Consider the following 26,910-nt stretch of genomic DNA (forward strand, 5'->3'; position numbering starts at 1 on the left):
GCGCGGCATCAGAGTTCGCGCGTGGGTTCCGTCGGCCGCCGGATGATGTCGTCGGTGTCCTCCCGCGGCACGCAGTAGAAACCTTGCGGCCGGCCCTGGTAGCAGCGTCGGCCTCTTTCAGGTTTCCAGGAAGCTCGTCCTGCGGGACATCTCCCGCTCGCTCAGGACGTGGGCGGGCCCAGCGCGGCGAGCGGTGCCGGCGCTCCGAAGAGGTAGCCCTGGCCCAGTGGGCAGCCCAGGTCGTTGAGGGCCGCGGAGCGTTCCGGGGTTTCCAGTCCTTCGGCCACGACCGTGATGCCGAGTTCGGCGCAGATGGCCAGTACGGAACGGCACAGGGCGCCGGACCGGTCCGAGGCGCTGGAGACGTCGGTCAGGGTGGCGTCGAGCTTGACGATGTCGACCGGGATCGCGTGGAGCTGGGCCAGCGCGTTGTAGCCACTGCCGAAATCATCCAGCGCCACGCGTACGCCCAGGGCTCTGAGCCGGCCCACGACGGCGGCCGCGCGGGGCAGGTCGGGGATGCGCAACGTCTCGGTGATCTCGATGATCAGGCGGGCGGCCGGCACGGAGTGCCGGGCGAGCGCGGCCCGCACCGCGTCTTCCAGGCCCTGCTGGCCGAGCCGGCCGGCGGAGACGTTGACGTGCAGGTCGATCGGGTGGCCGAAACGGTCGGCGAGGGCCGCGGCGTCAGCGCACGCCCGGTCCAGGACGAAGTCGTCGATGGCGGCGACCAGGCCGGTGCGTTCGGCCATCGTGACGAAGACGTCGGGGTGGACGGGGCCGGCCACCGGGTCGGTCCAGCGGGCGAGGGCCTCGACCGCGACGGTCTCGCTGTCACCGAGCCGCACGATCGGCTGGTAGTGGACCTCGAAGCCGGCTTCGGCGGGGCTGCCTCCGTCGGCCAGGGCGCCCGCCAGGAGCTGTGGCAGGTCGGCATTGGGGCCGGAGTCGCGGCGGCCGGTGTACCGGATGAGGGCGCCCTTGCCACGGCGCTTGACCGCATACATGGCGGCGTCGGCGCGGCGCAGCAGCAGGTCGGCGGAGAGCCGGTCACCCGGCTCCGCCGCCACCAGGCCGATGCTGACACCGACCCCGACCGAGCGGCCATCGATGATGTACGGCTCCCGCAGCGCCGCCAGCAGTCGTTGCCCGATCGCCTCCGCCTCACCGGCCCAGCCCTCCCCCGCCGGACCGGCGTCGGCTTCCTCCACCGGGGAGACGGCGCCGTTCCCGCTGGAGGCCGACGTGGAACCGGTAGTGTCCGGGGGCACGGAACCGAACGGCTCGGTGCTGACAGAGGACACCGCCCCGAGAAAGGCCGCGGACCCGGAAGAGGCCGCGGCCGCGAGTTCCGGGGATGACGCGGACCCGGGAGCAGACGCAGGCCCAGCAGACGCAGGCCCAGGAGCGAAGGACGAAGCCGCACGAGACGCGGACGAGGAAGCCGGCGCCCCGGCACGGGCATCCGAATCCATCGGCCGGCCGGTCACCGGGCGACGCGAAGCCGGGACCTGAGCCGAAGCCGGCCCGGCCACGCCACCCGACCCAGGTGCGGGCCGGCCGGCTGGCGGAACAGGCAGGCCGGGAGCGCCCGTCACCCGTACCCCCGCGGCGGAGAGGATGTAGCGACGGCCGCGCGCCGCGAAACCCAGCCGGGAGCGAAGACGGCGCCGCGGCATCGGCGCCGGCGGCGGCGTGTGTCCCAGGACGACCGCGAACTCGTCGCCACCGAGCCGCGCGACCAGGTCTTGCGGGCGCACGCAGGCCCGCATCCGCTCGCCGATCGCGTGCAGCACCCGGTCGCCCATGGCGTGCCCGAAGGTGTCGTTGATGAGTTTGAAGTCGTCGAGGTCGGCGAAGAGCACCGCGACCGGCGCGCCGTGCTGGTGGTGGGCGTCGATGGCGAGGACGAGCCGTTCCCGGAAGAGGGCGCGGTTGGCGAGGCCGGTCAGCGGGTCGTGGTACGCCTGATGGTGCAGCCGCTGCTGGGTTTCCGCGACCCGGTCGAACAGGACGGTGTTGTCCACGATGGTGATCATCTGCCGGGTGACGACGAGGGCCAGCCCGAGCCACCCGAGGTAGGCCTCGAAGGGTGTGAGCGTGCTGCCCGCGACCGTTCTCACCACCAGCACCACCCCGGTCACCAGCACCGGCCCGTACGGCAGAAGCAGATGGAACCAGTCGCGCTGGAGCAGTTCGGCGGCCGGCCGGGCGGGGGCGTTCCGGGCGGGACTCAGCGCGGCGAGTGTGATGAGGGCCGGCCCGAGTAGGTATCCGGCGTTCTCCAGCCAGGCCGGTCCGTCCCCGGCCAACCGGATGGTGTCGGCAGTGCCGAACGCGACGAGGGCGGCGCCGATGAGCCGCAGCGGCCGTCTGCCGGCCGGTGAGTCGGGCCGGGTGGTGAGCAGCAGCACCACCATGGTGAGCAGGATCAGGTCGGCGACGACGTAGCCGAGCAGTGCCGTCCCGGTGAGGTCGCCGATGGAGTCGCCGGGGATCACCGACCAGACGAGGGCGAGCACCGAGCCGGTGATGAGGACGCTGTCGATGACGAGGGCGATCTGGTCGCGCAGCGGCGACGTGGGGACGGGCCGGGGCCGGGTGTGCACGGCGACGAGGAGCCCGAGCAGCATGCAGGCGGGCAGCACCAGGTAGCCGATGCCGTACACGGCCGGCGGCGGGTCGCCGAGCGCCCACCACAGCCGGGTGAGCGACCAGACGATGAGGCCGCAGGCGGCGAGCAGCCGCCACTGGCGCGGGACGCCGGACCGGCCGCGGCCGACGGTGACGCACACCGTCGCCGCGACGATGCCGGCGATGAGCTGCGCCGTGGCGGTGAAGTGGCGTGGGGTGCCGAGGACGAGTTCACCGAACGCGACCAGGCCCAGGATCAGCGCCGTGGTGATGACTGCCACGAAGAGCCACCTTCGAAGGGGGTGCGGGTCAGTCTCCGGCTGTCACGTCGGCGACTACCACCGTCACATTGTCCGGCCCGCCGCCGCGGAGCGCGAGGTCGATGAGACGCTCCGCGCACGACTTGGGATCCGAGACGGTACGCAACTCCTCTTCGAGGACCGGGTCCGGGACCACGCCGGTGAGCCCGTCGCTGCACAGCAGCCAGCGGTCGCCCGCCTGCGGCTCGACGATGACGTAGGCGGGGGTCACCGGTTCCCCCTGGAGAACCCGGGTGACGACGGCCCGCCGCGGGTGGGCGGCCGCCTCCTCCGGTTTGATCAGTCCTTGGTCGACGAGCATCTGGACGTACGTGTCGTCTTTGGTGAGCTGGTTGAGGCGGCCGGCGCGCAACAGGTACGCCCGGGAGTCGCCGACGTGGGCCATGGCGGCCCGCTCGCCGTTGAAGAGGACCGCCGTCAGCGTGGTGCCCATGCCGGCGAGGGAGGGGTCGGCGGCCACCTGTTCGGCGATCCGGCCGTTGGCCAACTCCAGCCCGCGGTGCAGGGCGTCCATCTGATGTTCGGTGTCGATCGGGATGTCGAGCGAGACCATGGCTTCGATGGCGATCCGGCTGGCCAGATCGCCGGCGGCCATGCCGCCCATGCCGTCCGCGACGACGAGAAGCCGATCACCGGCGTAGTGACAGTCCTCGTTGTTGCTCCGGACGTGTCCTTGGTCGGTCACGGCCGCCCACCGGAGGTGCAAGGTCATGGCGTGCAGCCTGCCAGGTCGGCGCCAACCTGTCTGCACGTGGTGGGCGGCATGTCGCACATGTCGTTGCTGAAAATACCCTCAACCCCGGTCAAGAGGGCGCCCGAGGCAGCGCGGATCGATTTCGGTGACGGTCCGTGTCGGTGCGATCCACTGGAGTGCCGACGCCTCGACCGGCCATCCCCGGACGGTGAGGCCGCTCTCCGGTGGTCGCACCGACTGCGGGCAGAGGGTCTTGGACCGGACCTGCCCGTTCGGTATGAAGGTCACCTCGCCGGTGGGCTGGAGCATGGTGGTGGAGGTGTCGTCGACCGCGATCAACTGGCCGCGGACGACCTTGACCGGTTCCTTCTCCGATGTCACCTCGATGGCGCTGTCCGGCAGGACCGGGGCGCGCAGGAAGACGACGCCGACCACGAACGGCATGGCGAAGGCCGTCGCCACGGCCGGCCAGTGGGTGGCGATCCGCGCCCATCGCTCCGGCACGGGGCCGGTCAGCAGAGGACCGAAGAGCGGGGGTACGGCCAGAAGCACCGCTGTCGCCCATTGCCCCGCCCGGACGGCGGCCACCAGTCCCGGCCAGACGAAGAGCCACACCAGGATCCCGGTGAGGATCGGTACGCCGAGGGTGAGCCACCGCATCAGCCACGGCTCCCCCTGCTCGCCCTGCACCGCGGTGAGCCCGAGGACGGCGACGATCAGCATCATGAGCAGCGGCAGCATCCGCAGTTGCCAGGTGAAGGCGGCGATCCCGGCGGCGATCACCACGACCCAGCCGGGCATCCGCAGCGCGGTCACGGCGAGGAACGAGTTGGCGGTGCGCCCGGGGACGCTCACCAGCAGGATGCCGCCGAGCACCCGGACCAGCAGGATGGCGGCGGGGATGGTCCAGCTCAGCGTGATGAAGAGCGCGCCGATCATGCCGAGCGGGTTGATGTACTGCACGAGCAGCAGCATGGTGGGCAGGTCCTGCCGGCTCAGGTACCACAACCGCAGCACGAGCAGCAGCAGCGGGAAGCCGGGCAGGACGGCGAGCAGCCAGTTCAGTTCGGCGCGGTAGCTCTGCCGGGGCAGCGGCCGTTCCTTGCCGACGGCGCCGGTGTGGATCTCGACTTCGCTCGCAAGCTCGCTCATGTGAGCGGGTCCTCCCACGGCAGCCAGCCCACGTTCGGCCGTTCGGGCCGGGGCTGGTGGGCGGCGGCGATCGGGGTGCTGCCGTTCCTTTTCACTTCGACCTGGAGGTTGCGGTCGAAGGCTTCTTCCCAGCGGCTGTCCTCGGGGTCGGCCCAGGAGCGGTAGAGGGTGAGGTCGACGAGTTCTTTGAGGGCCAGGTTCTCGCCGACGTTGACGCCCCAGCGTTCGGTGGTGTCCAACCCCAGGTCAAAATGCTCGTATTTCTCGGGGAATCGGTGTTTCCATCCGGCGAGGATCGCGGCGTCGGTGCTGATCGCTTCGACTCCCCTGCCGTCCAGCAGGGCGAAGCACTCCCGGACACGGTTCTTCTGGATCACCGTGGCGCCGAGATCGTCGAGCGTGGACTGGCTGGTCGAGGTCGACAGGGTGCAGACCTTCTTGCCCTCCAGATCGTTCAGCGCGGCGACCGGCGGATGGCCCCGAAGCGTCATGACGGACTGCTCGGTGTCGAGGTACGCCTGGGAGAACGTCACTCCCGGCCGGTCTTCGCGTTCCGGCGTGATGCTGTAGCTGGCGATCACCATGTGGACCGGCACCCGCTCCCCGCCGTCCGGGTCGTTGGCCTGCATCCGGGCCCGGTCCTCGCTCTCCATGCCGAAGAAGCGCACGTCCTCCCGGCGGAACCCGAGGTCCTCCGCGATCATGTAGGCGATGTCGATGTCGAAGCCCGACCACTGTTTCGCGGCGGGGTCGTAGTAGGCCGTACCGAATTGATCGTCCTTGACGCCGATGTCGAGAGTGGGCCACCTGTCGACTCCGGCCTGCTCCCGAAGCTCCGCCACGGTCGGCGGCCCGCCCACGAACAGGCGCCCCAGCACCACCGCGATGGTGATCACGATGAGCAGCCCGAGCCCGGCGAGCCGCCACACCTTGAACCGGTACTCCCGGTCGACCACGATGGCGTTCTCGACCTCGGCGATGACCTCCTCGATCACCTCCTGCTGGGCGAGCGTCTGCGAGGCGATCTCCTCCGCGGTCGGCTCCGGCTGCCCCGGCACCGGGGGCGGCGGGGTGCGCAGCAGCAGCCGGACCAGCTCCGGCGCCATCTGCAACTGCCGGGGCAGCCGCCACTGCGGCTGCTCCGGCGGCCTGTTCTCGTCCCCCATCGACCCGTCCCTTCGTCCCTGACGAGTCATCGTGCCCGACGAGGTCAGGGAACGGGGTCCCCGGTCCCGTACCGGACGCCGGGACGGCAGCGGGCGAGCCGGCCCGCGGTGAGCCGCAGCCCGGCCCGCAACCCGTGCCGTTCGATCGCCTGCAACGCGTAGGCGCTGCACGTGGGCGTGTACCGGCATCGGGTCGGCAGCTTCGGCGAGATCTTCCGGTAGCCGTGGATCGCGCCGACCACGGCGCGCTCGGAACGGGTCGCCGGAACGAGCACGGCGGACAACCGCACGATGGTGCTCAGCGAGAAACAGTCACAGCCGGGGATGTCGCAGTCACAGTCGGGGCCGGCGCACGAGTCCCACCAGTGCGACGACTTCTTTTTCTTCTTCCGGGATTTCCGCACGCTCACGATCACATGATGACGGATCTTGGCACGTCAGCGAACCGAGACGACCGCGGCGCTCTCCGGTGGCAGCACCAGCCGGTCCCGCTCGACGGTCACACCGGGCGAGGTGGCCAGCAGCACGGCGCGGGGCAGCGAGCGCACGCTGACGGTCTGTGCCGTGCCGGCCAGGTTGGCGGCCACCACGTTGGGCCCACGCCGGATCACCACGTGCCGGTCGCCGTGCCAGACCTCGACCCGGTGCAGCCACGGGTCGGTGAGGCCGGGGACGCTGCGGCGCAACCTGATCAGGTCGCGGTGCAGTTGGAGGATCTCGGCGTGGCCGGGTTTCTCCAGCTCGGACCAGTCGAGCTTGGAGCGCTCGAAGGTGGCCGGGTCCTGCGGGTCGGGCACCTCGGACTCGTCCCAGCCGTGCCGGGCGAACTCTTTACGCCGCCCGTTCCGCACGGCGGCGGCCAGGTCGGGCTCCGGGTGGGAGGTGAAGTACTGCCAGGGGCTGCCGGCCGCCCACTCCTCGCCCATGAAGAGCATCGGCGTGAACGGTGAGGTGAGCAGCAGGGTGGCGGCCACCTTGAGCAGGCCGGGCGAGAGGGTGGCGGTGAGCCGGTCGCCGATCGCCCGGTTGCCGATCTGGTCGTGGTTCTGCAGGAAGGTGACGAACCGGTGGCCGGGGGTGCGCTGCCGGTCGACCGGGCGGCCGTGCCGCCGGCCGCGAAACGACGACCAGGTGCCGGCGTGGAAGAACGCCCCCTCCAGCACGGTACGCAGACAGTCGAGCGATCCGAAGTCCCCGTAGTAGCCCTGGCGCTCACCGGTGAGCAGGGTGTGCAGGGCGTGATGCACGTCGTCGTCCCACTGCGCGTGCAGCCCGAACCCGCCCGCCTCGCGCGGGGTGATCAGCTTGGGGTCGTTGAGGTCGGACTCGGCGATCAGCGACAGCGGCCGCCGCAGCTCGGTGGCGAGCGTCTCCACCTCGACCGCCATCTCCTCGAGCAGGTGGACGGCGCCCTCGTCGTGCAGCGCGTGCACGGCGTCCAGCCGCAGACCGTCGACGTGGTAGTCGCGCAGCCACATCAGCACGCTGTCGATGATGTGGCGGCGCACCTGGCCGGAGCCGGGGCCGTCGAGGTTGACGGCGCTGCCCCAGGCGTTGCTGCCGCTGCTGAGGTAGGGGGCGAACATCGGCGCATACGCCCCGCTGGGCCCGAAGTGGTTGTGGACGACGTCCAGCACGACGCCGAGGCCCTTGGCGTGGGCCGCGTCGACGAAGCGCTTGAGGCCGTCGGGCCCGCCGTACGCCTCGTGCGGGGCGAACCAGCAGACCCCGTCGTAGCCCCAGTTGTAGGTGCCGTTGAACGCGTTGACCGGCAGCAGCTCGACCAGGTCGACGCCGAGGTCGACGAGGTGGTCGAGCCGCTCGATCGCCGAGTCGAAGGTGCCCTCCGGTGTGAACGTGCCGACGTGCAGCTCGTAGAGGACCGAGCCGGGCAGCCGGCGGCCGGTCCACGCCTGATCGGTCCAGGCGAAGGCGGAGTGGTCGTAGAGCCGGCTCAGGCCGTGCACCCCGTCCGGCTGCCAGGGCGATCGCGGGTCGGGCAGCGGCCCGTCGCGCCCCTCCAGGAGGAAGCCGTAGTCGGCACCGGCGGGCGCCGGCACGTCGGCCCGCCACCAGCCGTCCCCGACGGCCTCCATCGTGTGATCGTGCTCACCGAGACGCAGCTTGACCGGCTTATCCGGCGCCCAGACCTCGAAGACAGTCATTCTTTCACCAGGAGAGCGACGGGATAGGTGTGCAGCAGCTCGGCCACCGTCAGACGATTCCCACCGTAGCTGGTATTCGTGAACACTTCCGTCCAACTGTGACCGTCGAGTGACAGTGTGGTGTCGCCCCAGCCGCCGTGCCGTGACAATCCGACCGGCAGCCGGGTGGCGACCGCGATCACGCCGCCACGGTCGAACGCGAGCACGTGATCGCCGACCCGCCCCTCGGCGAAGACCGGCCGGTACGAGCTGAACAGTTCCGGGCGCTGCCGGCGCAGGCGCAGCACCCGGCTGGTGATCAGCAGCTTGGCGGCGCCGGTGTCGTCCACCGGCGGCAGCCACCCGTCGTCGATCCGGCCGAGCAGCTCGCGGCGCTCGGCGAAGTCGACCGGCCGCCGGTTGTCCGGGTCGACCAGCGAGTGGTCCCACAGCTCGGTGCCCTGGTAGACGTCGGGCACACCGGGCATGGCCAGCTGCACGAGCTTCTGGCCGAGCGAGTTGATCCAGCCGGGCGGGGTGATCGAGGCGGCGAAGTCGGCGACCTCCCGGTGCAGCGCCGGATCGTCGTAGATCCGGTCGACCATCCGCCGCAGGGCGGCCTCGAAACCCTCGTCCGGTTTCAGCCAGGACGTTCCGGTCCCGGCTTCCCGGGCGGCTTTCCGGGCGTACGCCTGAAGCCTCTCCCGGGAGATCGGCCACGCGCCCACCGTGACCTGCCAGAGGAGATGGGCCAGCGCCGGGTCCGGGAGCGGATCGAACCGGACCCACCGGCGCACCACCTCGGTCCAGTCGCCGGGCACCTCGGAGAGGACCGCGAGGCGGGCCCGGACGTCCTCGCCGCGTTTGGTGTCGTGGGTGGCCAGCGACGTCATGGTGCCCGGCCATGCGGCCTGGCGCTCCTCGGAGGCCTCGTGGAACTCCTCCGGGATGGCGCTGAACTTGGCCGGGTCGCTGCCGACCTCGTTGCGGGCCACGAACCGGGTCCACCGATAGAACGCGCAGTCCTCCACCCCTTTGGCCATCACCGCGCCGGTGAACTGCTGGAAGCGGACGGCCAGCTCGTCGGCGGGGTTGCGGAGACGGGCGGTGAGCCGGTCGAGCACGCCGATCAGCTGCGGCCTGCGGCGGCCCGCCTCCGCCCGGGCCTGTGCCAGGTAACGGGAACCGGCCGGCATGTAGGAGCGGTACACCGGGAAGCAGGCGGCCAGCTCGGCGAGGCCTTTGTCGGCGGCCTCGATCTCCGGGACGAGCCGGGCCAGGCGGGCCAGCTCAGCGGCGAGGGAACCGGTGGCGACCGCGCACTTCGCCTGGTGGACCAGGTCCTGCCAGGACGTGGTGGCACCGGTCAGGTGCCGGTCGAGGGTGTCGAAGAAGGCCTCCGTGCCGGGGTCCACGAAAACGCCGTTGAGCAGGCACATCGTGTCGTATCCGGTGGTGCCGTCGACCGGCCAGGGTGGAAGTTTCTCGCCCGGCTCCAGGATCTTCTCGACCACGATCCAGGCGCCCGGCACGGCCTCGCGGAGCCGGGCGAAGTAGGCGCCCGGGTCGCGCAGCCCGTCCGGATGGTCGACCCGGATGCCCTGCGCGATGCCCTCCCGGTACCAGCGCAGGATCTCGGCGTGGGTGGCGTCGAAGACCTCCGGCTCCTCGACGCGCAGGCCGGCCAGGTCGGTGATGGCGAAGAAGCGGCGGTAGTTGAGCTCGGCGTCGCCGCGGGTCCAGTTGACCAGCTCGTAGTGCTGGCGGTCGTGGATCTCCCGCGGCGTGCCGTCGCCGGTGCCGTCGGCGATCGGGAACCGCTTGTCGAAGTAGCGCAGCTCGCCGTCCTCGACGCGCAGGTCGTCGAGGGCGCCCGGGGAGTCGGCCAGCACCGGCACGAGCAGCCGGCCCCGCGACCAGTCGATGTCGTAGAACCGGGCGAACTCCGATTTCTGCCCGTTCTTGAGAACGTCCCACCAGGTGGGGTTCTCGATCGGCGCGGCGATTCCCGCGTGGTTCGGGACGATGTCGACGACCAGGCCCAGATCGGCGGCCCGCAGCGCGCGGCTCAGATCGCGCAGCGCGTCCGGCCCGCCCAGCGCCGGGCTGACGGCCGAGTGGTCCACCACGTCGTAACCGTGTTCGGAGCCGGGTGCCGCGGTCAGCAGCGGCGCCGAGTAGAGATGGCTCACCCCGAGATCGGCCAGGTAGTCGGCGATCTCGGCGGCGGCTCGCAGCGGGAAGTCGGGGCGTATCTGAACTCGATAGGTACCGCTCGGCCTGTTGGCGGGCATCACACCGTCCTGTCCAGCACGATGAGGGACCGATCCGGCACCCAGATCTTGTGTCCAGCTTCCACGACGGACGGGCGATCCGGGGACGGGTCGGCGGTTTCGATGACCTTCTCCCACTTCTCGCCGTACTCGGCGGGAGGAGTGGTGAACTCCAGTGGCGCGTCGTGCGCGTTGAAGAACAGCAGGAACGAGCTGTCCACGTGGCGCTGGCCGTACTGGCCGCGCTCCCGGATGCCCTCGCCGTTGACGAACAGCGCGACGGCCCGGCCGAAGTCGTTGCCCCAGTCGTCACCGGCCATCTGCCGCCCGTCCGGGGTGAACCACTCCAGGTCGGGCAGCGGGTCGCCGCCGCCGCGGGCGGTCACCGGCAGACCGGTGAAGAACCGGCGGCGCTGGAACACCTGGTGCCGGTGCCGGAACGCGGTCAGCTTGCGGGCGAACTCCAGCAGCCGCTCGTCGGCGTTCTCCCAGTCGATCCAGCTGATCTCGCCGTCCTGGCAGTACGCGTTGTTGTTGCCCTGCTGGGTGCGGCCCAGCTCGTCGCCGTGCGAGATCATCGGCACGCCCTGGCTGAGCATCAGCGTGGCCAGGAAGTTACGCCGCTGCCGGGCCCGCAGGGCCAGCACCTTCTCGTCCTTGGTGGGGCCCTCAATGCCGCAGTTCCAGGACCGGTTGTGGCTCTCGCCGTCCCGGTTGTCCTCGCCGTTGGCCTCGTTGTGCTTGTCGTTGTACGTCACCAGGTCGTTGAGCGTGAACCCGTCGTGTGCGGTCACGAAGTTGATCGAGTGGAAGGGCTTGCGGCCATCGTCCTGGTAGAGGTCGGCCGACCCGGTGATCCGGGACGCGAACTCGGCCAGGGTGGCCGGCTCACCGCGCCAGAAGTCGCGGACCGTGTCCCGGTACTTTCCGTTCCACTCGGTCCAGTTGGGCGGGAAGTTGCCCACCTGGTAGCCACCCGGCCCGACGTCCCACGGCTCGGCGATCAGCTTCACCTGGCCGACCACCGGATCCTGCTGCACCACCTCGAAGAACGTGGACAGCCGGTCCACGTCGTAGAACTCGCGGGCCAGGGTGGAGGCCAGATCGAACCGGAACCCGTCGACGTGCATCTCGGTGACCCAGTAACGCAACGAATCCATGATCAGCTGGAGGCTCTGCGGACTGCGCACGTTCAGGCTGTTACCCGTACCCGTGTAATCCATGTAGAACTGCGGCTGATCGTCCACCAACCGGTAGTAGGTGCGGTTGTCTATGCCCTTCAGCGACAGCGTGGGGCCCAGGTGGTTGCCCTCGGCCGTGTGGTTGTAGACGACGTCGAGGATGACCTCCATGCCGGCCGCGTGCAGCGCCTTCACCATGCCGCGGAACTCCTGGGTCTGCTGACCGAGCGAGCCCATCGCCGAATAGCCGTGGTACGGCGCGAAGAACCCCAGCGTGTTGTAACCCCAGTAGTTACGCAGCCTCAGGTCGTGCAGCCGGTTGTCGTGCACGAACTGGTGGACCGGCATCAGCTCGACCGCGGTCACGCCGAGGCTCTTCAGATGCTCGATGATCGCCGGGTGCCCGATCGCCGAGTAGGTGCCGCGCATGTCCCGCGGGATCTCCGGGTGCCGCTGGGTGAGCCCCTTGACGTGCGTCTCGTAGATCACCGAATGGTGGTACGGGATGTCCGGCCGCCGGTCGTTGCCCCAGTCGAAGTACGGGTTCACCACGACGCCCTTGGGCATGTACGGCGCCGAGTCCAGATCCGACATCTGATCCGGGTTGCCGAAGTCGTAGGCGTACAGCGACGGATGCCAGTCGATGTCCGAGTCGACCGCCCGCGCGTACGGGTCGAGGAGCAGTTTGTGCGGATTGCACCGGAGTCCCCGGTGTGGCTCGTAGGGCCCGTAGACTCGATAGCCGTACCGCTGCCCGGGCTCCACACCCGGCAGGTAGGCGTGCCAGACGAAGGCGTCCTGCTCGTGGAGCTGCACCTTCCGCTCGTTTCCCGACGGGTCGAACAGGCAGAGCTCGACCGCTTCGGCCACCTCTGAGAAGATCGCGAAATTCGTGCCCGTCCCGTCGTAGGTGGCACCCAGCGGATACCGATGACCAGGCCAGACCTGCATATCCGTGCTCCTACCCCTCGCCGTCGCGATGATCGCGGTCAAGCGGCGACTGCTTGCCCATCAAAGGGATGGGTTAATCATGCGCGGCCGCGTCAGCGGCCATTCTCTCGGACTTCACTGCTAACGTCGGCCCGACTGTCCGGTTAGCCACTGATATCTCCCCGTCCGGGGGTTTGGGTCGTCGTGCCGCGCAATGATCAATTCACGTTCGGGCCGCAGGTCTGCGGCTCACCGTCCGCCGAGGCTGGCGGGGGCCGGGAATGGCTCGTCACCGACGGGCTCGGCGGCTACGCGACCGGCACGGTCAGCGGCCTGCGCACCCGCCGCCGGCACGCCCTGCTGGTGACCGCCGGTCACGTCGCGCTCGCCTCGCTCGACCTCACCGTGACGCTCCCCTCCGGGACCAAGATCCCGCTGTACGCCCACGAGTGGGCGTCCGGCGTGACCGACCCGGCCGGGCACACCCACCTGGAGACGTTCACGCTGGCCGACGGCCTGCCCCGGTGGCGCTGGCGGATCGGCGACGTGGTCGTCGAGCGGGAACTCGCGATGCGGCACGGCCATCCGTCGCTCGCCGTGGTGCACCGGGTGGTCAGCGCGCCCGGCCCGGTCGGCCTGGCGGTCGCCGCGATGTGCACCTGGCGGACCGAGGGCACCGCCCGCCGCGCGACCGGGCCGGCACTCACCATGGAACCCGCCGCCGACGGCGTGATCATCGACGGCGCGTACCGGCTGCACGGCCCCGGCTGGCAGCCCGCCGGGTTCTGGCACGTCGACGTACACACCCGCGAGGACGGCGCCGACGACGACCTCTGGCACGCCGGCACCTTCTTCCGGCAGGCCGGTCCGGGCCACACGGTGGAGATCTCGGCGTGGGCCGGCCCGCTCGGCGAGACACCGCCACCTCCGTCGGTGGTCGTCGCCGCGGAGCGCGAGCGCGCCCACCGTCTGATCACCCTCTCCAAAGCCGAGGGGTACGCGGAAACGCTCGTCCTCGCGGCCGACCGCTTCGTCATCCGTGCCGCCGACGGGCCCGATGTGGTGGCCGGCTATCCGGGGCAGGGCCGCTGGGCCGGCGACGCGATGACCGCGTACGAGGGGCTGTTCCTCGACACCGGGCGCGTCGAGGAGGGGCGTGAGCTGCTGGTCGCCCGTACCCGCGCGGCGGCCCGGGAGCCGTCCCGCCCGGCCGTCCCGTGGCAACGGCACGACCCGCTGGACGCTCCGCTGTGGCTGGTGCACGCGGTGGACCGGCACGTCTCGCGTACCGGTGACGGAGCGCTCGCCGCCGAACTGGCCGTCCCGCTCGGCCGCCTCCTGCGGCACCACCTGGCCGGGCCCGGGCCGCTCGCCGTCGACCCGGCCGACGGGCTGCTGCGGCTCACCGCCCCACCCGGCGACCACAGCGACCACAGCGACCACAGCGACCACGGCGACCACGGCGACCACGGCGAGTGTGTGGGTTTCGGCCCGCCGGCGAGCCCGAACCCCACACACGGGATTCCGCGGGTCGGCAAGCCCGTGGAGCTCAACGCGCTGTGGGTGAACGCGCTGGCCGCGATGTGCGAGCTGCTCGGTGAGGCGGGCCGCGACGACACCGAGCCGCGGGCCCGCCTGCACCTGGCCCGCGACTCGTTCCGCACCCGCTTCCCGGCCCCCGAGGGCTGGCTGTACGACGTGGTCGAGGGACCGGCCGCCACCTACCCGCTCGGCGCCGGCGCCCACCACGACGACCCGTCGCTGCGCCCCCACCAGCTGCTCGCCTGGTCGCTGCCGCACGCGCCGATGCGCGGACGGCCCGGCGACGCGATCCGGGCCGTCGGCGAGGCGCTGCTCACGCCGCTCGGCCTGCGCACCCTGGCCCCCGGCGAGTACGGCTACCAGAGCCGCCCACCCGCCGAACCCGACCCGGCCTACCACCAGGGCGCCGTCTGGACCTGGCTGATCGGCCCGTACGCGGACGCCTGCGCCGCCACCGGCCTGCCCGTCGACGGCCTGCTCACCGGTTTGGAGGCCCACCTCGCCGAGGCCGGCGTGGGCTCGCTCGGCGAGACCGCCGAAGGAGATTCGCCCCACCGGGCCACCGGCTGCCCATTCTCCGCCAGATCGGTCGCCGAAGTGCTACGAGTGAAGCAGCGGCACCTGACGTGACGGAGGTGGCACGGTGACCCGGATCATGATGCTGAGCTGGGAGTACCCTCCGTTGCTGGTGGGCGGCCTGGGACGGCACGTGCACGCGCTCGCCACCACGCTGGTCCGGGCCGGGCACGAGGTCACGGTGGTCACCCGGCACACGCCGGGCGCTCTCCTCGAGGAGTACGCCGAAGGCGTCCGCGTGGTCCGCGCCCCGGACGACCCGCCCGACTTCGAGGTGACCGGCGGCAACCTGCTGGCCTGGGCGGTCGCCTTCAACCACACGCTCACCCGGTCCGCGCTGCGCGCCACCCGCACCGGCCGGTACGACGTGGTACACGCCCACGACTGGCTGGTGGCGCACGCCGCGACGACCGTGAGCGAACACCTGGACGTGCCGCTGGTCGCCACCGTCCACGCCACCGAGTCGGGCCGCCACCAGGGCTGGCTTCCGGAGCCGCACAACCGCACGATCGACGACGTCGAACGCTGGCTGGCCCGGGGCGCCGACCGGCTGATCGTCTGCTCGGCGTACATGAGACACGAGGTGGGCCGCCTGTTCGGGGTGGACGCGGACCGTACCGACGTGGTCTTCAACGGGGTGGACGCGCTGCGCTGGCGAGCCCGGCCGCGTGCGGTGGCCGCCGCCCGCGCCCGGTACGCCGGACCCGGCCCCCTGGTCAGCTACGCCGGCCGGCTCGTCTACGAGAAGGGGGTGCAGCACCTGCTGGCCGCCGTACCGGAGCTGCGCGACCGGTTCCCGGGGCTGCGCGTGGTGATCGCCGGCGACGGCCCGTACCGGCCCGAGCTGGAGGAACTGGCCGCCGGCCATCCGGAGGTGACCTTCGCCGGGTTCCTCGGCGGGCACGAACTGACCGCGCTGATGGGCGCCTCCGACTGCTACGTGGTGCCGAGCATCTACGAACCGTTCGGGATGGTCGCCCTGGAGGCGTCCGCCGCCGGCACCCCGGTCGCGGTGGCCGACACCGGCGGGCTCGCCGAGATCGTCGAGCACGGCGTGACCGGCGTGAAGTTCGCCCCGGACGACCCGGCCGCCCTCGCCTGGGCGACCGGCTCGGTGCTGGCCGACCGCGAGTACGCCCGCGCCCTCGCGCTGCGCGCCCACCAGCGGGTCCGCGACGACTTCAACTGGCCGGCCATCGCCGCCCGTACCGTCGGCGTCTACGAGCTGGCCCGCACCCAGGACGCCGGCCAGGTGACCCGTGAGGCCGAGAGCGTCCTCGCCCGCATCCCGGCCCCGAGTACCGCCCACTCCGGCGGCTGACGGCATGGCGTCCGGCGAGCGCTTCCGGGCTGCGGGGGAGCACGCTCGGATTCGTGATCGGCCCGGGCCGCCTCGCCACCGGCTGGATCATCGCGGCAGCCGGGCCGTGACCACGCACGCTCAGCCCGGCGCTCGCGGCGCCGGGCGTGCGCGACTCTCAGGGCCGCGAGACTTCCCGCCACGGTTCGCGCAGCCCGTAGAAGAACAGGAAGTAGAGCGGAACCGGACCGCCTGGAGCGACCTCAGCGATGGGCGGCGGTGTAGACGGCGAGGCCGGTGTGCGCGGCGGCGAGCAGCGGCACCGGCACACCGTGCCGTTCCGCCTCGGCGACCAGGTCTCCGACGATGGCGTCGCCCTCGACCGGCAGGTCCTGGATGAGGTCGCGGTACATCGACGAGGTGGTCGGCTCGGTGGTGGCGATGACGGCCTCGAGCATGGCGGCCGCCTTGGGGCGCGGCGGGTGACCGGCGGCCGCCGCGACCGCGGACGTCTCGGCGGCCAGCGCCTCCAGGAAGGCACGGCCACCGGGCGCCTTGTTGATCGCCCCGATCGAGCCCCGCAGCAGGGTGGTGGCCGCGCCGAGCGTGGCCAGCATGACCCACTTCTCCCACAGGTCCTGGACGATGGTGGCCGAGGCCCGCGCGTCGAAGCCCGCGCCGGTCAGGGCCCCGGTCACCTCGGGAAGGCGCTCGTCGTCGCCCTCCAGCGGGCCGAACGACAGCCGGTGCGGGCCGCTCATCCGCACCACGTCGCCCTCCTCGTCGAGCGTCGCGTGGATCATGCAGACGCCGCCCCAGGCGCGGTCCGCGCCGAAACGCTGGACCAGCGTGCTGATGTGCCGCATGCCGTTGAGCAGCGGAATGATCACGGTGTGCCGGCCGATGCCGGGCGCGGCGTCGGACAGGGCGATGTCCAGCGAGTAGCTCTTGACCGCCAGAAGCACCAGGTCGTAGACGCCGTCCGGGGCGGTGACCGTCCGCGGCCGCAGGACCGTCTCGCCGTCCGGCCCCTTGATCCGCAGGCCGCGTTCGGCGAGCAACTCGGCGCGGCCGGGCCGCACCAGGAAGGTGACGTCCCGCCCGGCCTGGGCGAGCCGGCCGCCGAAGTAGCCGCCGGTCGCACCGGCGCCGACGATCAGGATCCTCATCCGAGCTGCTCGTCGTCGTAACACCAGCGCCAGGTCTCGCCCGGTTCGAAGGACCGCATCACCGGATGGCCCTCGGCCGCGTGGTGCGCGGACATGTGCCGCCGGGGCGACGAGTCACAGCAGGCGACCAGCCCGCAGCTCAGGCAGAGCCGCAGGTGAACCCAGTTGTGGAAACCGGCGGCCACGCACTGCGGGCAGCCGTCCTGATAGACGCTGAGCGGCGCGGGTTCCGCCGCCTCCTTGAGATGCCAGCAGGTCAATCGTCACTCCGTTGCAGCTGGGACTCTTCCAGGTCGAGCTCACGCTGGGCGCGGACCAGCACCTCCTCGGGGATCCGCCCCTCGTTCCGGGCGATCTTGAAGACGTGCCGTTCGGCTCTGATCATCTCCCGCCGGAGCCGCCCGTACGCCGCCGACGGGGTTTCCCGCTCCTGGCTGCCGAGACGCTCCCACGCGTTGTTGCCGCGGCTCTCCACCAGCCCGCGCAGCCGCTCCACCACCGACTCGGGCGCGCCGTCCGCATACTCCTCCAGCGCCTCCAGCGCGGCCCGCCCGGCGGCGTGCTGCACCCCGGCCTCGGCCAGCGCGTCCTGGGCGCTGTTGTCCTCCCGCACGTCGAGACGCCGGGCCACCCACGGCAGCGTGGTGCCCTGCACCAGCAGGGTGAGCACGATGATCGCGAAGGCCACGAAGACGAACAGTTCACGCGGATAGGCGGGGACGCCGTCGGCGCCCGGCTCCGGCAGGGTCTGCGCGGCGGCCAGGGTGACCACGCCGCGCATGCCGGCCCAGGCGATCACGGTGGGCACGGTGACCGGTGGCCGGGCCTCCCGGTTGCGGACCCGCGGGATGAGCCGGGCCAGGTAGGTGGCCGGGTACATCCACAGGAACCGGATCGCCAGCAGGGCGGCGAACACCACCGCGGTGACCTGGACGGTGGTGGCCGTGTCGGTCTCGATCGTGCTGACCACGGTCCGCAACTGGAGGCCGACCAGGAGGAAGACCACACCCTCCAGAAGGAAGATGATCAACCGCCAGACCGCCTCCATCTGGAGCCGGGAGGTGGCCGACAACAGGTACGGGATGCGATGCCCGAGGTACAGCCCGGCGATGACGACGGCCACCACACTGGACGTGTGCAGGCTCTCCGCGACGATCACCACGACGAACGGGGTGAGCAGCGCCACCGCGTCGTCGAGCAGCGGGTCCTCGATCTTCCGGTGCAGCCAGGCCGCCGCCACCGCGAACGCCAGGCCGATCAGCAGGCCGCCCCCGGCCGCCCGGCTCACCGCGACGGTGATCTCCCAGAACCCGATCGCGGTGCCCATCAGCGCGGCGACCGCCACCCGGACCATGACGAGCGCGGTCGCGTCGTTGAGCAGGCTCTCGCCCTCGAGGATGGTGACGACCCGGCGGGGCAGGCCGACCCGGCGGGCGATCGCGGTCGCGGAGACCGCGTCCGGCGGGGCGACGATCGCCCCGAGCGCCACGCACGCGGCGAGCGGCGCCTCCGGCAGAATCAGATGTACGAGGAAGCCGACGACCAGCGCGGTCAGCACCACGAGACCGACCGCGAGCAGCAGGATCGGCCGTAACGCCAGCCGGAACGCGGGAACCGAGGTCTGCAGCGCCGCCACGTAGAGCAGCGGTGGCAGGATCCCGATCAGCACCAGCTCCGGCTCGAGGTGGGCCTCCGGGAACCCGGGGACGTAGGACAGGCCCAGCCCGGCGATCAGCAGCACCAGGGGCGCCACGAAGCCGAGCCGGCGGGCCAGCGCCGCGCCGACGACGGCGATCGCCACGAGGACGACCGTGTCGACGATGCTCTCCATGCCGGGAAGCTTAGAGAGTCACCGAGCCGATCCCCTACGTGGTGGTGACCACGCCGGAACGGGCGACCGTCCGGGTGTAGGTGCCCTCCAGCCCGACGCCCTCCCGCCTCAGCACCACGTCGACCGAGAAGACGTACCTGCTCCGTGGCTGAAGACCGGGCACCGTGGCGCTGACCTCACCGCACTCCTCCGGCGCGCTCCGGGTCCAGCCGATCTCCGCCTGCGCGCCGTTGACCAGGTCCTGACTGATCGCGGTGATCCGGTAGTCGACGATGTTCGGCCCGCCCGGGTGGTACCAGGTGACCACCGCGCTGGTGCTGGCCGGCGTGACGCCCAGCCCGTTGATCGGACTGGTCCGCTGCCGCGGCGTGCAGCTCGGATCGGGGCTGCCGCTCGCGCTCGGCGAGGTGGTCGGCAGCGGCGGCAGGGTGGTCGACGGGGTCGGCGACGCCTTGCCGTACGTGGTGACGGGAGTCGGCGTCGCCTCGCCCTCGTTCACCATGATCCAGTTGCGGCCCGCCTCGGCGGTCTCCTCCTCGACCTTCCTGGGCGAGGAGGAGCACGCGCCGAGCAGCAGCGGCAGCATCACGGCGGACAGGGCGACGGCGGACTTCCGATATCCCAGCACGACAGGTGTTTCGGGCCGTGGTCGCGGATCCTTAGGCTTTGCGATAGTGCTCCGACGCGCGCCGGGCCAGATCCTTGGTGGCCGCCGAGTTCACCCAGGTGCCGAGGATCATGCCGGCGCCCGGGATCATCTTGACGAAGAGCCGCCTCGCGGCGCGGATCCCGGCCATGTGCGCGAGCTTCACACCCAACTTCACCAGTACGCCGGCGAGCGGCCGGCCGGAGTCGCCGGTGAAGATGCGGCTGGCGCGTTCCCGTCCGGCCGCGACGCCGAGCGCGGTCCGGGCGGTCTCCGCCATCCGGTGCACCCGCTGGAGCACCAGCAGGTCCGTGGCGCGTTCCGGGACGGCCGGATCGGCGCCGTGGGCGGCCGCGATGTGCAGCACCATCCGGGCCTGGGTCCAGGCGAGCACACCGACGTCGAGGACCGCGCCGGGCAGGCCGGCCGCGCCGGACACCGCCCCGGACACCCGGGCCAGGTTGGTGAAATGCTTGACGGCGAGCACGGCCAGCTGTTCCGGCTCCAGCTCGGGTCGTTCCGCGCGCATCCGGGCGTGCCAGTCGGCGGCCTCCGGGCCGAGGCGGCGGACCGCCTCCAGCGCGAGGTGCTCGGGCGCGTACTGAGGGTCGGCCTTCATCCGGGCCCACAGGGTCCCGGGTGGGGCGGCGGTCTCGGGGACGGACTGTTGACGAGTCAAAGATCACTCCGAGGGGGGCGAGGAAGAGGATCTAGAACTCATTGTGACTGGTGCGCGCACGTCCCCCCACCAGGGCGGGGTGTTCACCGTCACAGCAGATTGCCGCACGTACGGCGTACAAGATGATGCAAGGGGCCGGAATGCGAACCACCGGCCCGCTGTTGGCAGGGAGAAACCCGCGTCAGCGGGTGAGGTTTTCGAGGGAGGACCGCAGCGTGCTCGACCCACACGGGCTCTACGAGGTGACCGGTGACCTGCCGGCTCTGGACGGCCCGGTGCTCATCCAGGCGCTCACCGGCTTCGTCGACGCGGGCAGCGCGATCCAGCTGGCCCGGGACAATCTGCTGGAGCACCTGGAGAGCGAGGTCGTCGCCACGTTCGACCTGGACCAGCTGCTCGACTACCGGTCCCGTCGCCCTCCGATGATCTTCGAGGCCGACCACTTCAGCAGCTACGAGGAGCCGGTTCTCGCCCTGCACCTCGTCAAGGACCAGCTGGGCACGCCGTTCCTGATGCTCGCGGGCCCCGAGCCGGACCTCCAGTGGGAGCGTTTCATCGTCGCGGTGACCGGCCTGATCGACCGTCTCGGCGTCACCGTCACGGTCGGGCTCAACGCCATCCCGATGGCCGTTCCGCACACCCGCCCGGTCGGCGTCACGGCGCACGCCACCGACCAGCGCCTGCTCGGCGAACACGAGTCGTGGCTGCAGCGGGTGCAGGTTCCGGCCAGTGTCGGCAATCTGCTCGAGTTCCGGCTCGGCAACTCCGGCCACGACGCGCTCGGGTTCGCGGCGCACGTCCCGCACTATCTGGCCCAGACCGCCTATCCGGCGGCCGCCGAACTGCTGCTCGACTCGGTGTCGGCGAGCACCGGCCTGGCCCTGCCCACCGGCGAGCTGCGGGAGTCGGCCAAGCTGGTCCGCGTCGAGGTGGACAAGCAGATCGCCGACGACGAGCAGGCCGGCCGCCTGGTCACCTCGCTGGAGGCGCAGTACGACGCCTTCGTCCGCGGCCGCCAGGCCAACCTGCTGGCCGATTCGGAGACGCCGCTGCCGACCGCCGAGGAACTCGGCGCGGAGCTGGAGCGGTTCCTCGCCGAACAGGGCCGTGACGACAACTGACCGATGCCTCCGCCGCCCGCGCCGAGCCGGGCGGCGGAGGAGGCACGTCGGCAGCCCTGGACCGGACACGGTCCCCGTCGCGCCCGCCTGAAGGTTGCGGAGGATCGAGGCGCTGACCGGTGACTCGCAAGGTGAGCTTGGCCGGTGGGGGAACGATTCGTTCCGACTTCCACTTGCGGAGATCCTGAGAGGTCAGATCGCGGTCAGGGCCTTGGTGATGTTCCGCTCGGCCAGGTCCAGCATCCACTGGCGGTTCGGGAAGTCGGTGTCGGCGATCCGGAGAGGTCCCTCGATCAGAGAGAGGATCTGGGCGTATCGGTAGAATTCCAAGCGCTTGGGGTCGAGTTCGACCGGATGCAGCGCGGAGTACGCACCACCGAAGCGCATTCGCAGCCAGGCGTGCTCCCATTCCACGTCGAAGAACGTCAGCCCCTCGATGTCGATCATGGCGGGCTCGCCGGAGGGCGTGACGAGCACGTGGTCCGGTCCGAGTTCGCCGTGTATCAGCCCGTATTCCTCGCGGGCGGTGACCTCGCCGTGCAAGTGGCGGACATGGCCGGTGATTCGGTCGTGGGCGTCGGCGAGCCGGGTGTCGCGGGTGGCCGAGGCGTCGAGGTGACCGAGCGCGCGATCCTTGATGATGTCCTCGGTGCGGCGGTCCTGGGGCGCCTCCCCGCGAGCGATGGCGGCGAGTTTGCCGTAACAGGAACCGCGTGTGGTGTGCATGCGGCGCAGGGCGTCACCAAGTGTGGCCAGCGGCGTCGCGGCTGCGGCCGGGTCTTGCTCCATGAGGGTCTCGAGCGTCATCCCACCGGCGTCCTCGACCAGTGCAAGATCGGCCGGAAGGTAGCGGCCGTCGCGGTCGAGCACCAACAGCCGTGGCGTCCGAACACCCGCGGCGGTGAGGGCGGCATGGCCGGCGGCGAACAACTCGGCACCCGACGCGTCGGTGAACGGGTCGTCAGGGACGGCCGGCGCCGGGGGCCAGTAGTTTTCGCCGGCCGCCCAGACATAGACGATCGCCGTCGCCTGGTCGTCCAGACCGAGCCGGTAGACGCCCTTCTTGCTGCCACCGGCCAGCCGGTCCAGGGCGGCAACTCTGCGGTCCGTGCCGAACTGGTCCGCCACCAGGTCACGCAGGTCGTCCGGCTGCAGGAATACCCGTGTCATGATCGCCTCTTTTCATGGTGCCCGGCGATGGTTCCTGACGCATCGACATCGCGCAATCGAGTTGTCCCCGCCTCCTGGCTCACGGGTCGGCGAGACGCACTCCCGGCGGGCCTGTGCCCCGTCGAGTTCCTCGGACGGGCCATGGAGCTGGGCTGATGCGCTGGAAAGCAGTCGGACTGCGCCGCCGCTGTCGGTCTGATGCAGTCGGCTGCGGGCCCGGCTCTCCACCCGACCGCAAGATCATCCGTCTTGCGCGTCATCGACGTCGATGACGCGCTACCGATTCGGCACGCGGGAGTGAACTCGCAAGGCGTCCCCGGACGGCCCGCAAGATCATTCGCAGGGCGGCCCGGACACTCGCAGGGTCGCGGGGAAGCGACAGTTGTCGCGTCCGGTCGAGGGTTGCGGATGATCAAGGCGCTGAACAGCGGCTCGCAGGATGGATCCGGACGGTGCGGGACGAGAGTGTCCGGACTTACCTTGCGGTTTTCGCGGCGGTCGGTGATCCGCTCGAGGACGTCGGCTATATGGCCTGGTCCTGATGCATCTCGTCGAAGCCGGCCCGAGGGCCGCAGACCGAGCAGGCATGCCAGGTGCGCGTTCTTGCCGATGCCTACGGGCCTTCGGCGATCAGCGTCGCCGGCTGGTGACGGCCATTGAGGATCGGTTCGCCCGTAATGAATGCTTCTGGTGTGAGCGCCTCGATGCATGCCAACCAGTTCAGGCGGTCCCACCGCGGCGGAGGTGTTGGCGTGGACACGGTAGGAGGCTGCCCACTTCGCCTCCTACCGATCGGTCTTCGCCGGAGCGCTGGACTCGGTGCGCGACAGGCCCTGACTCGACAGAACCGTTGAAGGACCTCAGTAACCTCGTGCGATGCCGATCGGGATCGTGTTCGAGACCCATGCCCTGACTGAGGACAACGAGCGGGGCATCGCGACCGGGTGGTTGCCCGGCCGGCTCAGCGAGCAAGGCCGTGTCAATGCCGCCGAGATGGGCCAGCGGCGGCGCGATGACGGCATCGCTGCGGTGTTCACCTCGGACCTGCGCCGCGCGGTGGAGACGGTGGAGATCGCGTTCGGCGGCACGGATGTCCCGATCCTGCATGACTGGCGGCTGCGCGAGTGCGACTTCGGAACGCGCAACGGCTCGCCCGGGGCCGAGGTCAAGCACGATCGCCTGGACTTCTGCGACAACCCGTATCCGGACGGCGAAAGCCATAGCCAGGCGATCGGGCGGGTGGCGAGGATGCTCGCCGATTTGCCGACCCGGTGGGCGGGCCGCCGGGTCATGGTGATCGGGCACCTCGCGACGTATCGGGGCCTGGAGCATGTGATCAACGGGTTCACCGTCCGGGAACTGCTGGAAGCCGACTTCCAATGGCGGCCGGAAGGCTGGGAGTATCAACTCCACTAATTCGTCAAACTCGATGGATTAGGAGGCTTCGTGATCGTCCCGAACACTCGGCCGTCGAGGTCGGTGAGTGGGTCGGCTTGTGGCCCCAGCGGCGACCGCAGATGAGGAAGCCGGTGAGGACGGCGTCGTAGGCGGCGGGGCCGAGGCAGTGCAGCAGGCGCAGGTGGGTCGACGATTCCGAAGGGATGACCTCGGCGTCCGGCTCGGCGGACTCCTCGGCGTCCGGCGCCGGCTCAGGCTCGGATAACGGCGGCCGGTGGGCGACTTGGCCAGCCCTGGTGCGGGCAGTGATGCAGGCGCTCGCCTTGTCCAGCCCGTGCTCCGCGCGGGTGAGCAGGTCGTCGAGGACCCGGGCGATCTCGGCCTCGGTCGATCCGGTGCCGGCCAGACGACGGGCGTGGCGCCAGGTGAAGTCGGCGGACGGCGCGGACACCATCGGCAGACAGATCCAGGGGACAGTGATCCAGCCGTCCGGCGTGCGTAGGTGAACCTGCGAGACGTCGCAGGGATCGACATGCACCTCCCAGCGGTTCCCTTTGGCGGTGATCCCGGAGCGATCACCCCGGTAGGGACCGAGCGTGACGTCGTTGTAGGTGCGGTTGTTGATTTTGATGCCTCGTCGGTGATCCGCCGCCACTCCACCGCCAGCAACTCCCGGTAGTCCTCACCGGACAGGGTCAGCGACAGGTAGCCGGCAGCCGCGACCAGTGCGGCGTACTTCTCATTCGGCGTCGGGACCCGCCGGGGCCGGCGCGGATCGCGGAGATGGTCGTGTGGCCGGTCCGCAAGGTAAGTCCGGACTCCGCATAGTTCGCGCGGACGGGACAGCGACAGTCCCGGTCTCCTTCCGCGTTGGGAATGTCGTACCCGTCGATTAGAATGTATGTACGAAAGAGGGGCCCTGAGCTGCGGATCTTCGGCGGATTTCCGCAGCGCGAGTGAGGAGACGACGTGACGATCTCGACCACCACCCCCGTGCCCGTGATCCCTCCCTATGCGACGATGCTCGGCTTCACACGGTATGTATCCCGCACCGGCCCGGCCAAGGCCACATTCGTCGGCGGGCTGCGCCGGCAGCGGGAGCGCCGGAGCGGCTTCAACCCGCACGGCCAGCTCGTCAAGGCACTCAAAGCGGACATCGCGTTCCGCACCGGCGGCAGCTATCTCGGCGGCGTGGTCGATGTGGTGAAGGACCGTTGGAAGCCCCTCTACGAGGCGCTTCGTGCCGGAGCCCGCACCTACCTGGCGTCACTCGGCGATCCCGAGCAGGTCGATCTGGCGCAGACCCGCGACGCCATCGCCAGCGTCGGCCCGCTGGCCGTGAAGATCAACCCGCATTTCGGTCTCCGCTTCGCCGACGGCCGCCGCGAGGCGGTCCGCCTGCACTTCGACGAGGAGCCGCCGAGCGCCGAGGCGACGACCGCGATGCTGCATCTGATGGCCCGTCACATGGATCAGATTCTGCCCAACGCCGAGCCGGTCCTGGTCGACCTGCGCCGCGGCGTCGCCCACCGCATCGACCCGGCCGGCCGCCCGGCCGATGTCGAGAGCTGGCTGGCCGGTGAGGCGGCCGCATTCACCGCGATGTGGGCGGCCACCGCCGCTCCAGCCGCCTGACCAGCACACCGCTCCCCGGTCTCGCTCCCTGTACCGGGGAGCGGTGTGCCGCGTTCTGCCGCTAGGCTGCCGGACGTGAGTACCTTCCCCGGCGTCCTACCGCCCCCGCGCTCCTGACCGGAGCGCCGCCACGCCGTTCAAGCCGCGCTTGACCGGCCGTTTCGCCTTGCGCTCCGTCGCCGGCCCTTTGACGACTCACTTCCTCACGGAGCGCACGTGTTCACTGCATTTCTCTCGTCCCGCGCCCTCGGCGCCCGGCTGAGCCTGCTGCAGGTCTCCGCCGCCGGTGTCCTCTGGGGCACCACCGGCGTCGTCGTCCAGGTCGTCGCCGCGCGTACCGGCCTCGGCGCCCTGGCCATCGGGTTCTACCGGCTCGCCGCCGCGGCAGCCGTGCTGCTGCTCATCGGCGTGGTGGCCCGCCACCGGATCTGGGCGGCGTTCCGGGCGGCGCCGGTCGCGGTCACCGTGGCCGGGATGGGGCTCGCCGCCTACCAGGCCCTCTACTTCGTCGCCGTTCGCCTCGGCGGCGTCAGCATCGCCACCGTGGTCAGCCTCGGCCTCGCCCCCGTCCTGTTGAGCGCGTGGGAGACGCTGCGCACCCGGCAGCGGCCCGGCGCCGCCACCCTGACCGCCTCGGCCGCCGCGATCGTCGGCCTGGTGCTGATCGCCGGCGCCACCGTCGAACCTGGCGCCGCCACCGCGGCCGGCTACGGGCTGCTCGCCGCAGTCGGCTCCGGCGCCGTCTACGCGGCGTCGACCGCCGTCAGCCGGCACACCACTCAGGGCATGGAGCCGCTCACCCTCACCACCCTGTCCTGTGTGATCGGCGCGATCAGCCTCCTGCCGCTCGCCGCGATCGAAGGACTGACCTTCACCCCGCAGGCCACCCCGATCGCGCTGCTCGTCTACGCGGGGGCCGTCACCACGGCGCTGGCGTACGCGCTGTTCTACACCGGGTTGCGCCGTGTCCCCGGCAGTGTGGCCGTGGTCGTCACCCTGCTCGAACCGCTCACCGCGGCCCTGCTCGCCGTCGCCCTGATCGGCGAGCCGCTCGGCCCGGCCACCGTCACCGGCGGCCTCCTGCTGCTCGGGGCGGTCGCCGCCCTCTATCTGGACGCCCCGGAGGAACAGCCGGCGCCGGTGGGCTGAGACCGGCCGGCCCTGGGGTTGCCTCCAAGCCCCCGAACGACACTGACCCTGCCGGCTGTTCAAGGGAGGGTGCGCTCGTAGGTCCTTCTCAGACGAGGACCGTGACCCGTGGTCCGCCGCTGGGCGGACGCCTTGCCGGCGAAGACCGCGTCACGGGGCTGATGGGGCGGGGCTCGGAGGATGACGGCGGGCCGGATGGG

At 71.0% G+C, this 26,910-nt stretch carries 21 protein-coding genes; 6 read left to right on the forward strand and 15 right to left on the reverse strand.

Features of this window, described 5'->3' with window-relative positions; translation table 11 throughout:
- Positions 1-161 precede the first annotated feature (161 nt).
- The 8 genes from AB0I88_RS17695 to glgX all read right to left on the reverse strand — a co-directional run bounded on the left by AB0I88_RS17695 (position 162) and on the right by glgX (position 12,515).
- Positions 162-2,915: a bifunctional diguanylate cyclase/phosphodiesterase gene (locus AB0I88_RS17695; protein ID WP_361024887.1), complete on the reverse strand. Its 2,754-nt coding sequence runs from the start codon at positions 2,913-2,915 to the stop codon at positions 162-164.
- A 28-nt stretch (positions 2,916-2,943) separates the two neighbouring features.
- Positions 2,944-3,666, reverse strand: coding sequence for a protein phosphatase 2C domain-containing protein (locus AB0I88_RS17700; protein ID WP_361024890.1), 723 nt, complete (start codon positions 3,664-3,666; stop codon positions 2,944-2,946).
- A gap of 81 nt (positions 3,667-3,747) precedes the next feature.
- On the reverse strand, positions 3,748-4,800 hold the full coding sequence (locus tag AB0I88_RS17705) for a hypothetical protein (RefSeq protein ID WP_361024893.1): 1,053 nt from the start codon (positions 4,798-4,800) through the stop codon (positions 3,748-3,750).
- Entirely contained in the window at positions 4,797-5,966 is a 1,170-nt protein-coding gene (locus AB0I88_RS17710) for a transporter substrate-binding domain-containing protein (protein WP_361024896.1), read from the reverse strand. Before AB0I88_RS17710 ends, AB0I88_RS17705 begins: the two co-directional genes overlap by 4 nt.
- A gap of 44 nt (positions 5,967-6,010) precedes the next feature.
- Positions 6,011-6,376, reverse strand: a complete 366-nt coding sequence (gene yidD / locus AB0I88_RS17715) for a membrane protein insertion efficiency factor YidD (RefSeq protein ID WP_361024899.1) — start codon at positions 6,374-6,376, stop codon at positions 6,011-6,013.
- Positions 6,377-6,403: 27 nt separating this feature from the next.
- Entirely contained in the window at positions 6,404-8,131 is a 1,728-nt protein-coding gene (gene treZ, locus AB0I88_RS17720; protein WP_361024902.1) for a malto-oligosyltrehalose trehalohydrolase, read from the reverse strand.
- Positions 8,128-10,404, reverse strand: coding sequence for a malto-oligosyltrehalose synthase (gene treY, locus AB0I88_RS17725; RefSeq protein WP_361024906.1), 2,277 nt, complete (start codon positions 10,402-10,404; stop codon positions 8,128-8,130). The genes treZ and treY overlap by 4 nt, the downstream gene beginning before the upstream one ends.
- Entirely contained in the window at positions 10,404-12,515 is a 2,112-nt protein-coding gene (gene glgX, locus AB0I88_RS17730; protein WP_361024909.1) for a glycogen debranching protein GlgX, read from the reverse strand. Before glgX ends, treY begins: the two co-directional genes overlap by 1 nt.
- A gap of 183 nt (positions 12,516-12,698) precedes the next feature.
- Here glgX and AB0I88_RS17735 point away from each other — a divergent pair, with 183 nt between their 5' ends.
- Positions 12,699-14,666 (forward strand): amylo-alpha-1,6-glucosidase, encoded by a 1,968-nt coding sequence (locus AB0I88_RS17735; RefSeq protein WP_361024912.1) that lies wholly within the window; start codon positions 12,699-12,701, stop codon positions 14,664-14,666.
- A 25-nt stretch (positions 14,667-14,691) separates the two neighbouring features.
- Entirely contained in the window at positions 14,692-15,933 is a 1,242-nt protein-coding gene (locus AB0I88_RS17740; RefSeq protein WP_361024959.1) for a glycosyltransferase family 4 protein, read from the forward strand.
- A 242-nt stretch (positions 15,934-16,175) separates the two neighbouring features.
- On the opposite strand, the gene AB0I88_RS17745 is transcribed toward AB0I88_RS17740, so the two are convergent.
- Genes AB0I88_RS17745 through AB0I88_RS17765 form a run of 5 tightly spaced genes read right to left on the reverse strand, consistent with a single transcriptional unit; the run spans position 16,176 to position 20,177 of the window.
- Positions 16,176-17,081, reverse strand: coding sequence for a ketopantoate reductase family protein (locus AB0I88_RS17745; RefSeq protein ID WP_361024915.1), 906 nt, complete (start codon positions 17,079-17,081; stop codon positions 16,176-16,178).
- A complete protein-coding gene (locus tag AB0I88_RS17750; protein WP_361024918.1) occupies positions 17,078-17,341 on the reverse strand; it encodes a UBP-type zinc finger domain-containing protein in 264 nt (87 codons plus the stop codon). The genes AB0I88_RS17745 and AB0I88_RS17750 overlap by 4 nt, the downstream gene beginning before the upstream one ends.
- On the reverse strand, positions 17,338-18,912 hold the full coding sequence (locus AB0I88_RS17755) for a Na+/H+ antiporter (RefSeq protein ID WP_361024920.1): 1,575 nt from the start codon (positions 18,910-18,912) through the stop codon (positions 17,338-17,340). The genes AB0I88_RS17750 and AB0I88_RS17755 overlap by 4 nt, the downstream gene beginning before the upstream one ends.
- A gap of 34 nt (positions 18,913-18,946) precedes the next feature.
- A complete protein-coding gene (locus AB0I88_RS17760; protein WP_361024923.1) occupies positions 18,947-19,540 on the reverse strand; it encodes a fibronectin type III domain-containing protein in 594 nt (197 codons plus the stop codon).
- A 31-nt stretch (positions 19,541-19,571) separates the two neighbouring features.
- Positions 19,572-20,177, reverse strand: coding sequence for an EcsC family protein (locus AB0I88_RS17765; protein WP_361024962.1), 606 nt, complete (start codon positions 20,175-20,177; stop codon positions 19,572-19,574).
- 275 nt (positions 20,178-20,452) lie between these two features.
- Here AB0I88_RS17765 and AB0I88_RS17770 point away from each other — a divergent pair, with 275 nt between their 5' ends.
- A complete protein-coding gene (locus tag AB0I88_RS17770) occupies positions 20,453-21,358 on the forward strand; it encodes a PAC2 family protein (protein WP_361024926.1) in 906 nt (301 codons plus the stop codon).
- Positions 21,359-21,550: 192 nt separating this feature from the next.
- Here the strand turns inward: AB0I88_RS17770 and AB0I88_RS17775 are convergent, their stop codons facing one another.
- Positions 21,551-22,528, reverse strand: coding sequence for a phosphotransferase (locus tag AB0I88_RS17775; protein ID WP_361024929.1), 978 nt, complete (start codon positions 22,526-22,528; stop codon positions 21,551-21,553).
- Between the two features lie 876 nt (positions 22,529-23,404).
- On the opposite strand from AB0I88_RS17775, the gene AB0I88_RS17780 reads away from it, so the two are divergent.
- Positions 23,405-23,944: a histidine phosphatase family protein gene (locus tag AB0I88_RS17780; RefSeq protein ID WP_361024932.1), complete on the forward strand. Its 540-nt coding sequence runs from the start codon at positions 23,405-23,407 to the stop codon at positions 23,942-23,944.
- Between the two features lie 4 nt (positions 23,945-23,948).
- On the opposite strand, the gene AB0I88_RS17785 is transcribed toward AB0I88_RS17780, so the two are convergent.
- Positions 23,949-24,581 carry a hypothetical protein gene (locus tag AB0I88_RS17785; RefSeq protein WP_361024935.1) on the reverse strand — a complete coding sequence of 211 codons (633 nt, stop codon included), beginning with the start codon at positions 24,579-24,581 and terminating at the stop codon, positions 23,949-23,951.
- 365 nt (positions 24,582-24,946) lie between these two features.
- On the opposite strand from AB0I88_RS17785, the gene AB0I88_RS17790 reads away from it, so the two are divergent.
- On the forward strand, positions 24,947-25,561 hold the full coding sequence (locus tag AB0I88_RS17790; RefSeq protein WP_361024965.1) for a hypothetical protein: 615 nt from the start codon (positions 24,947-24,949) through the stop codon (positions 25,559-25,561).
- 216 nt (positions 25,562-25,777) lie between these two features.
- Positions 25,778-26,710, forward strand: a complete 933-nt coding sequence (locus AB0I88_RS17795; protein ID WP_361024938.1) for an EamA family transporter — start codon at positions 25,778-25,780, stop codon at positions 26,708-26,710.
- The last annotated feature ends 200 nt before the right edge of the window (positions 26,711-26,910 follow it).

Origin of the sequence: Actinoplanes sp. NPDC049802 (assembly GCF_040656595.1) — a bacterium.
In the GTDB taxonomy this organism is placed as follows: Bacteria; Actinomycetota; Actinomycetes; order Mycobacteriales; family Micromonosporaceae; genus Actinoplanes.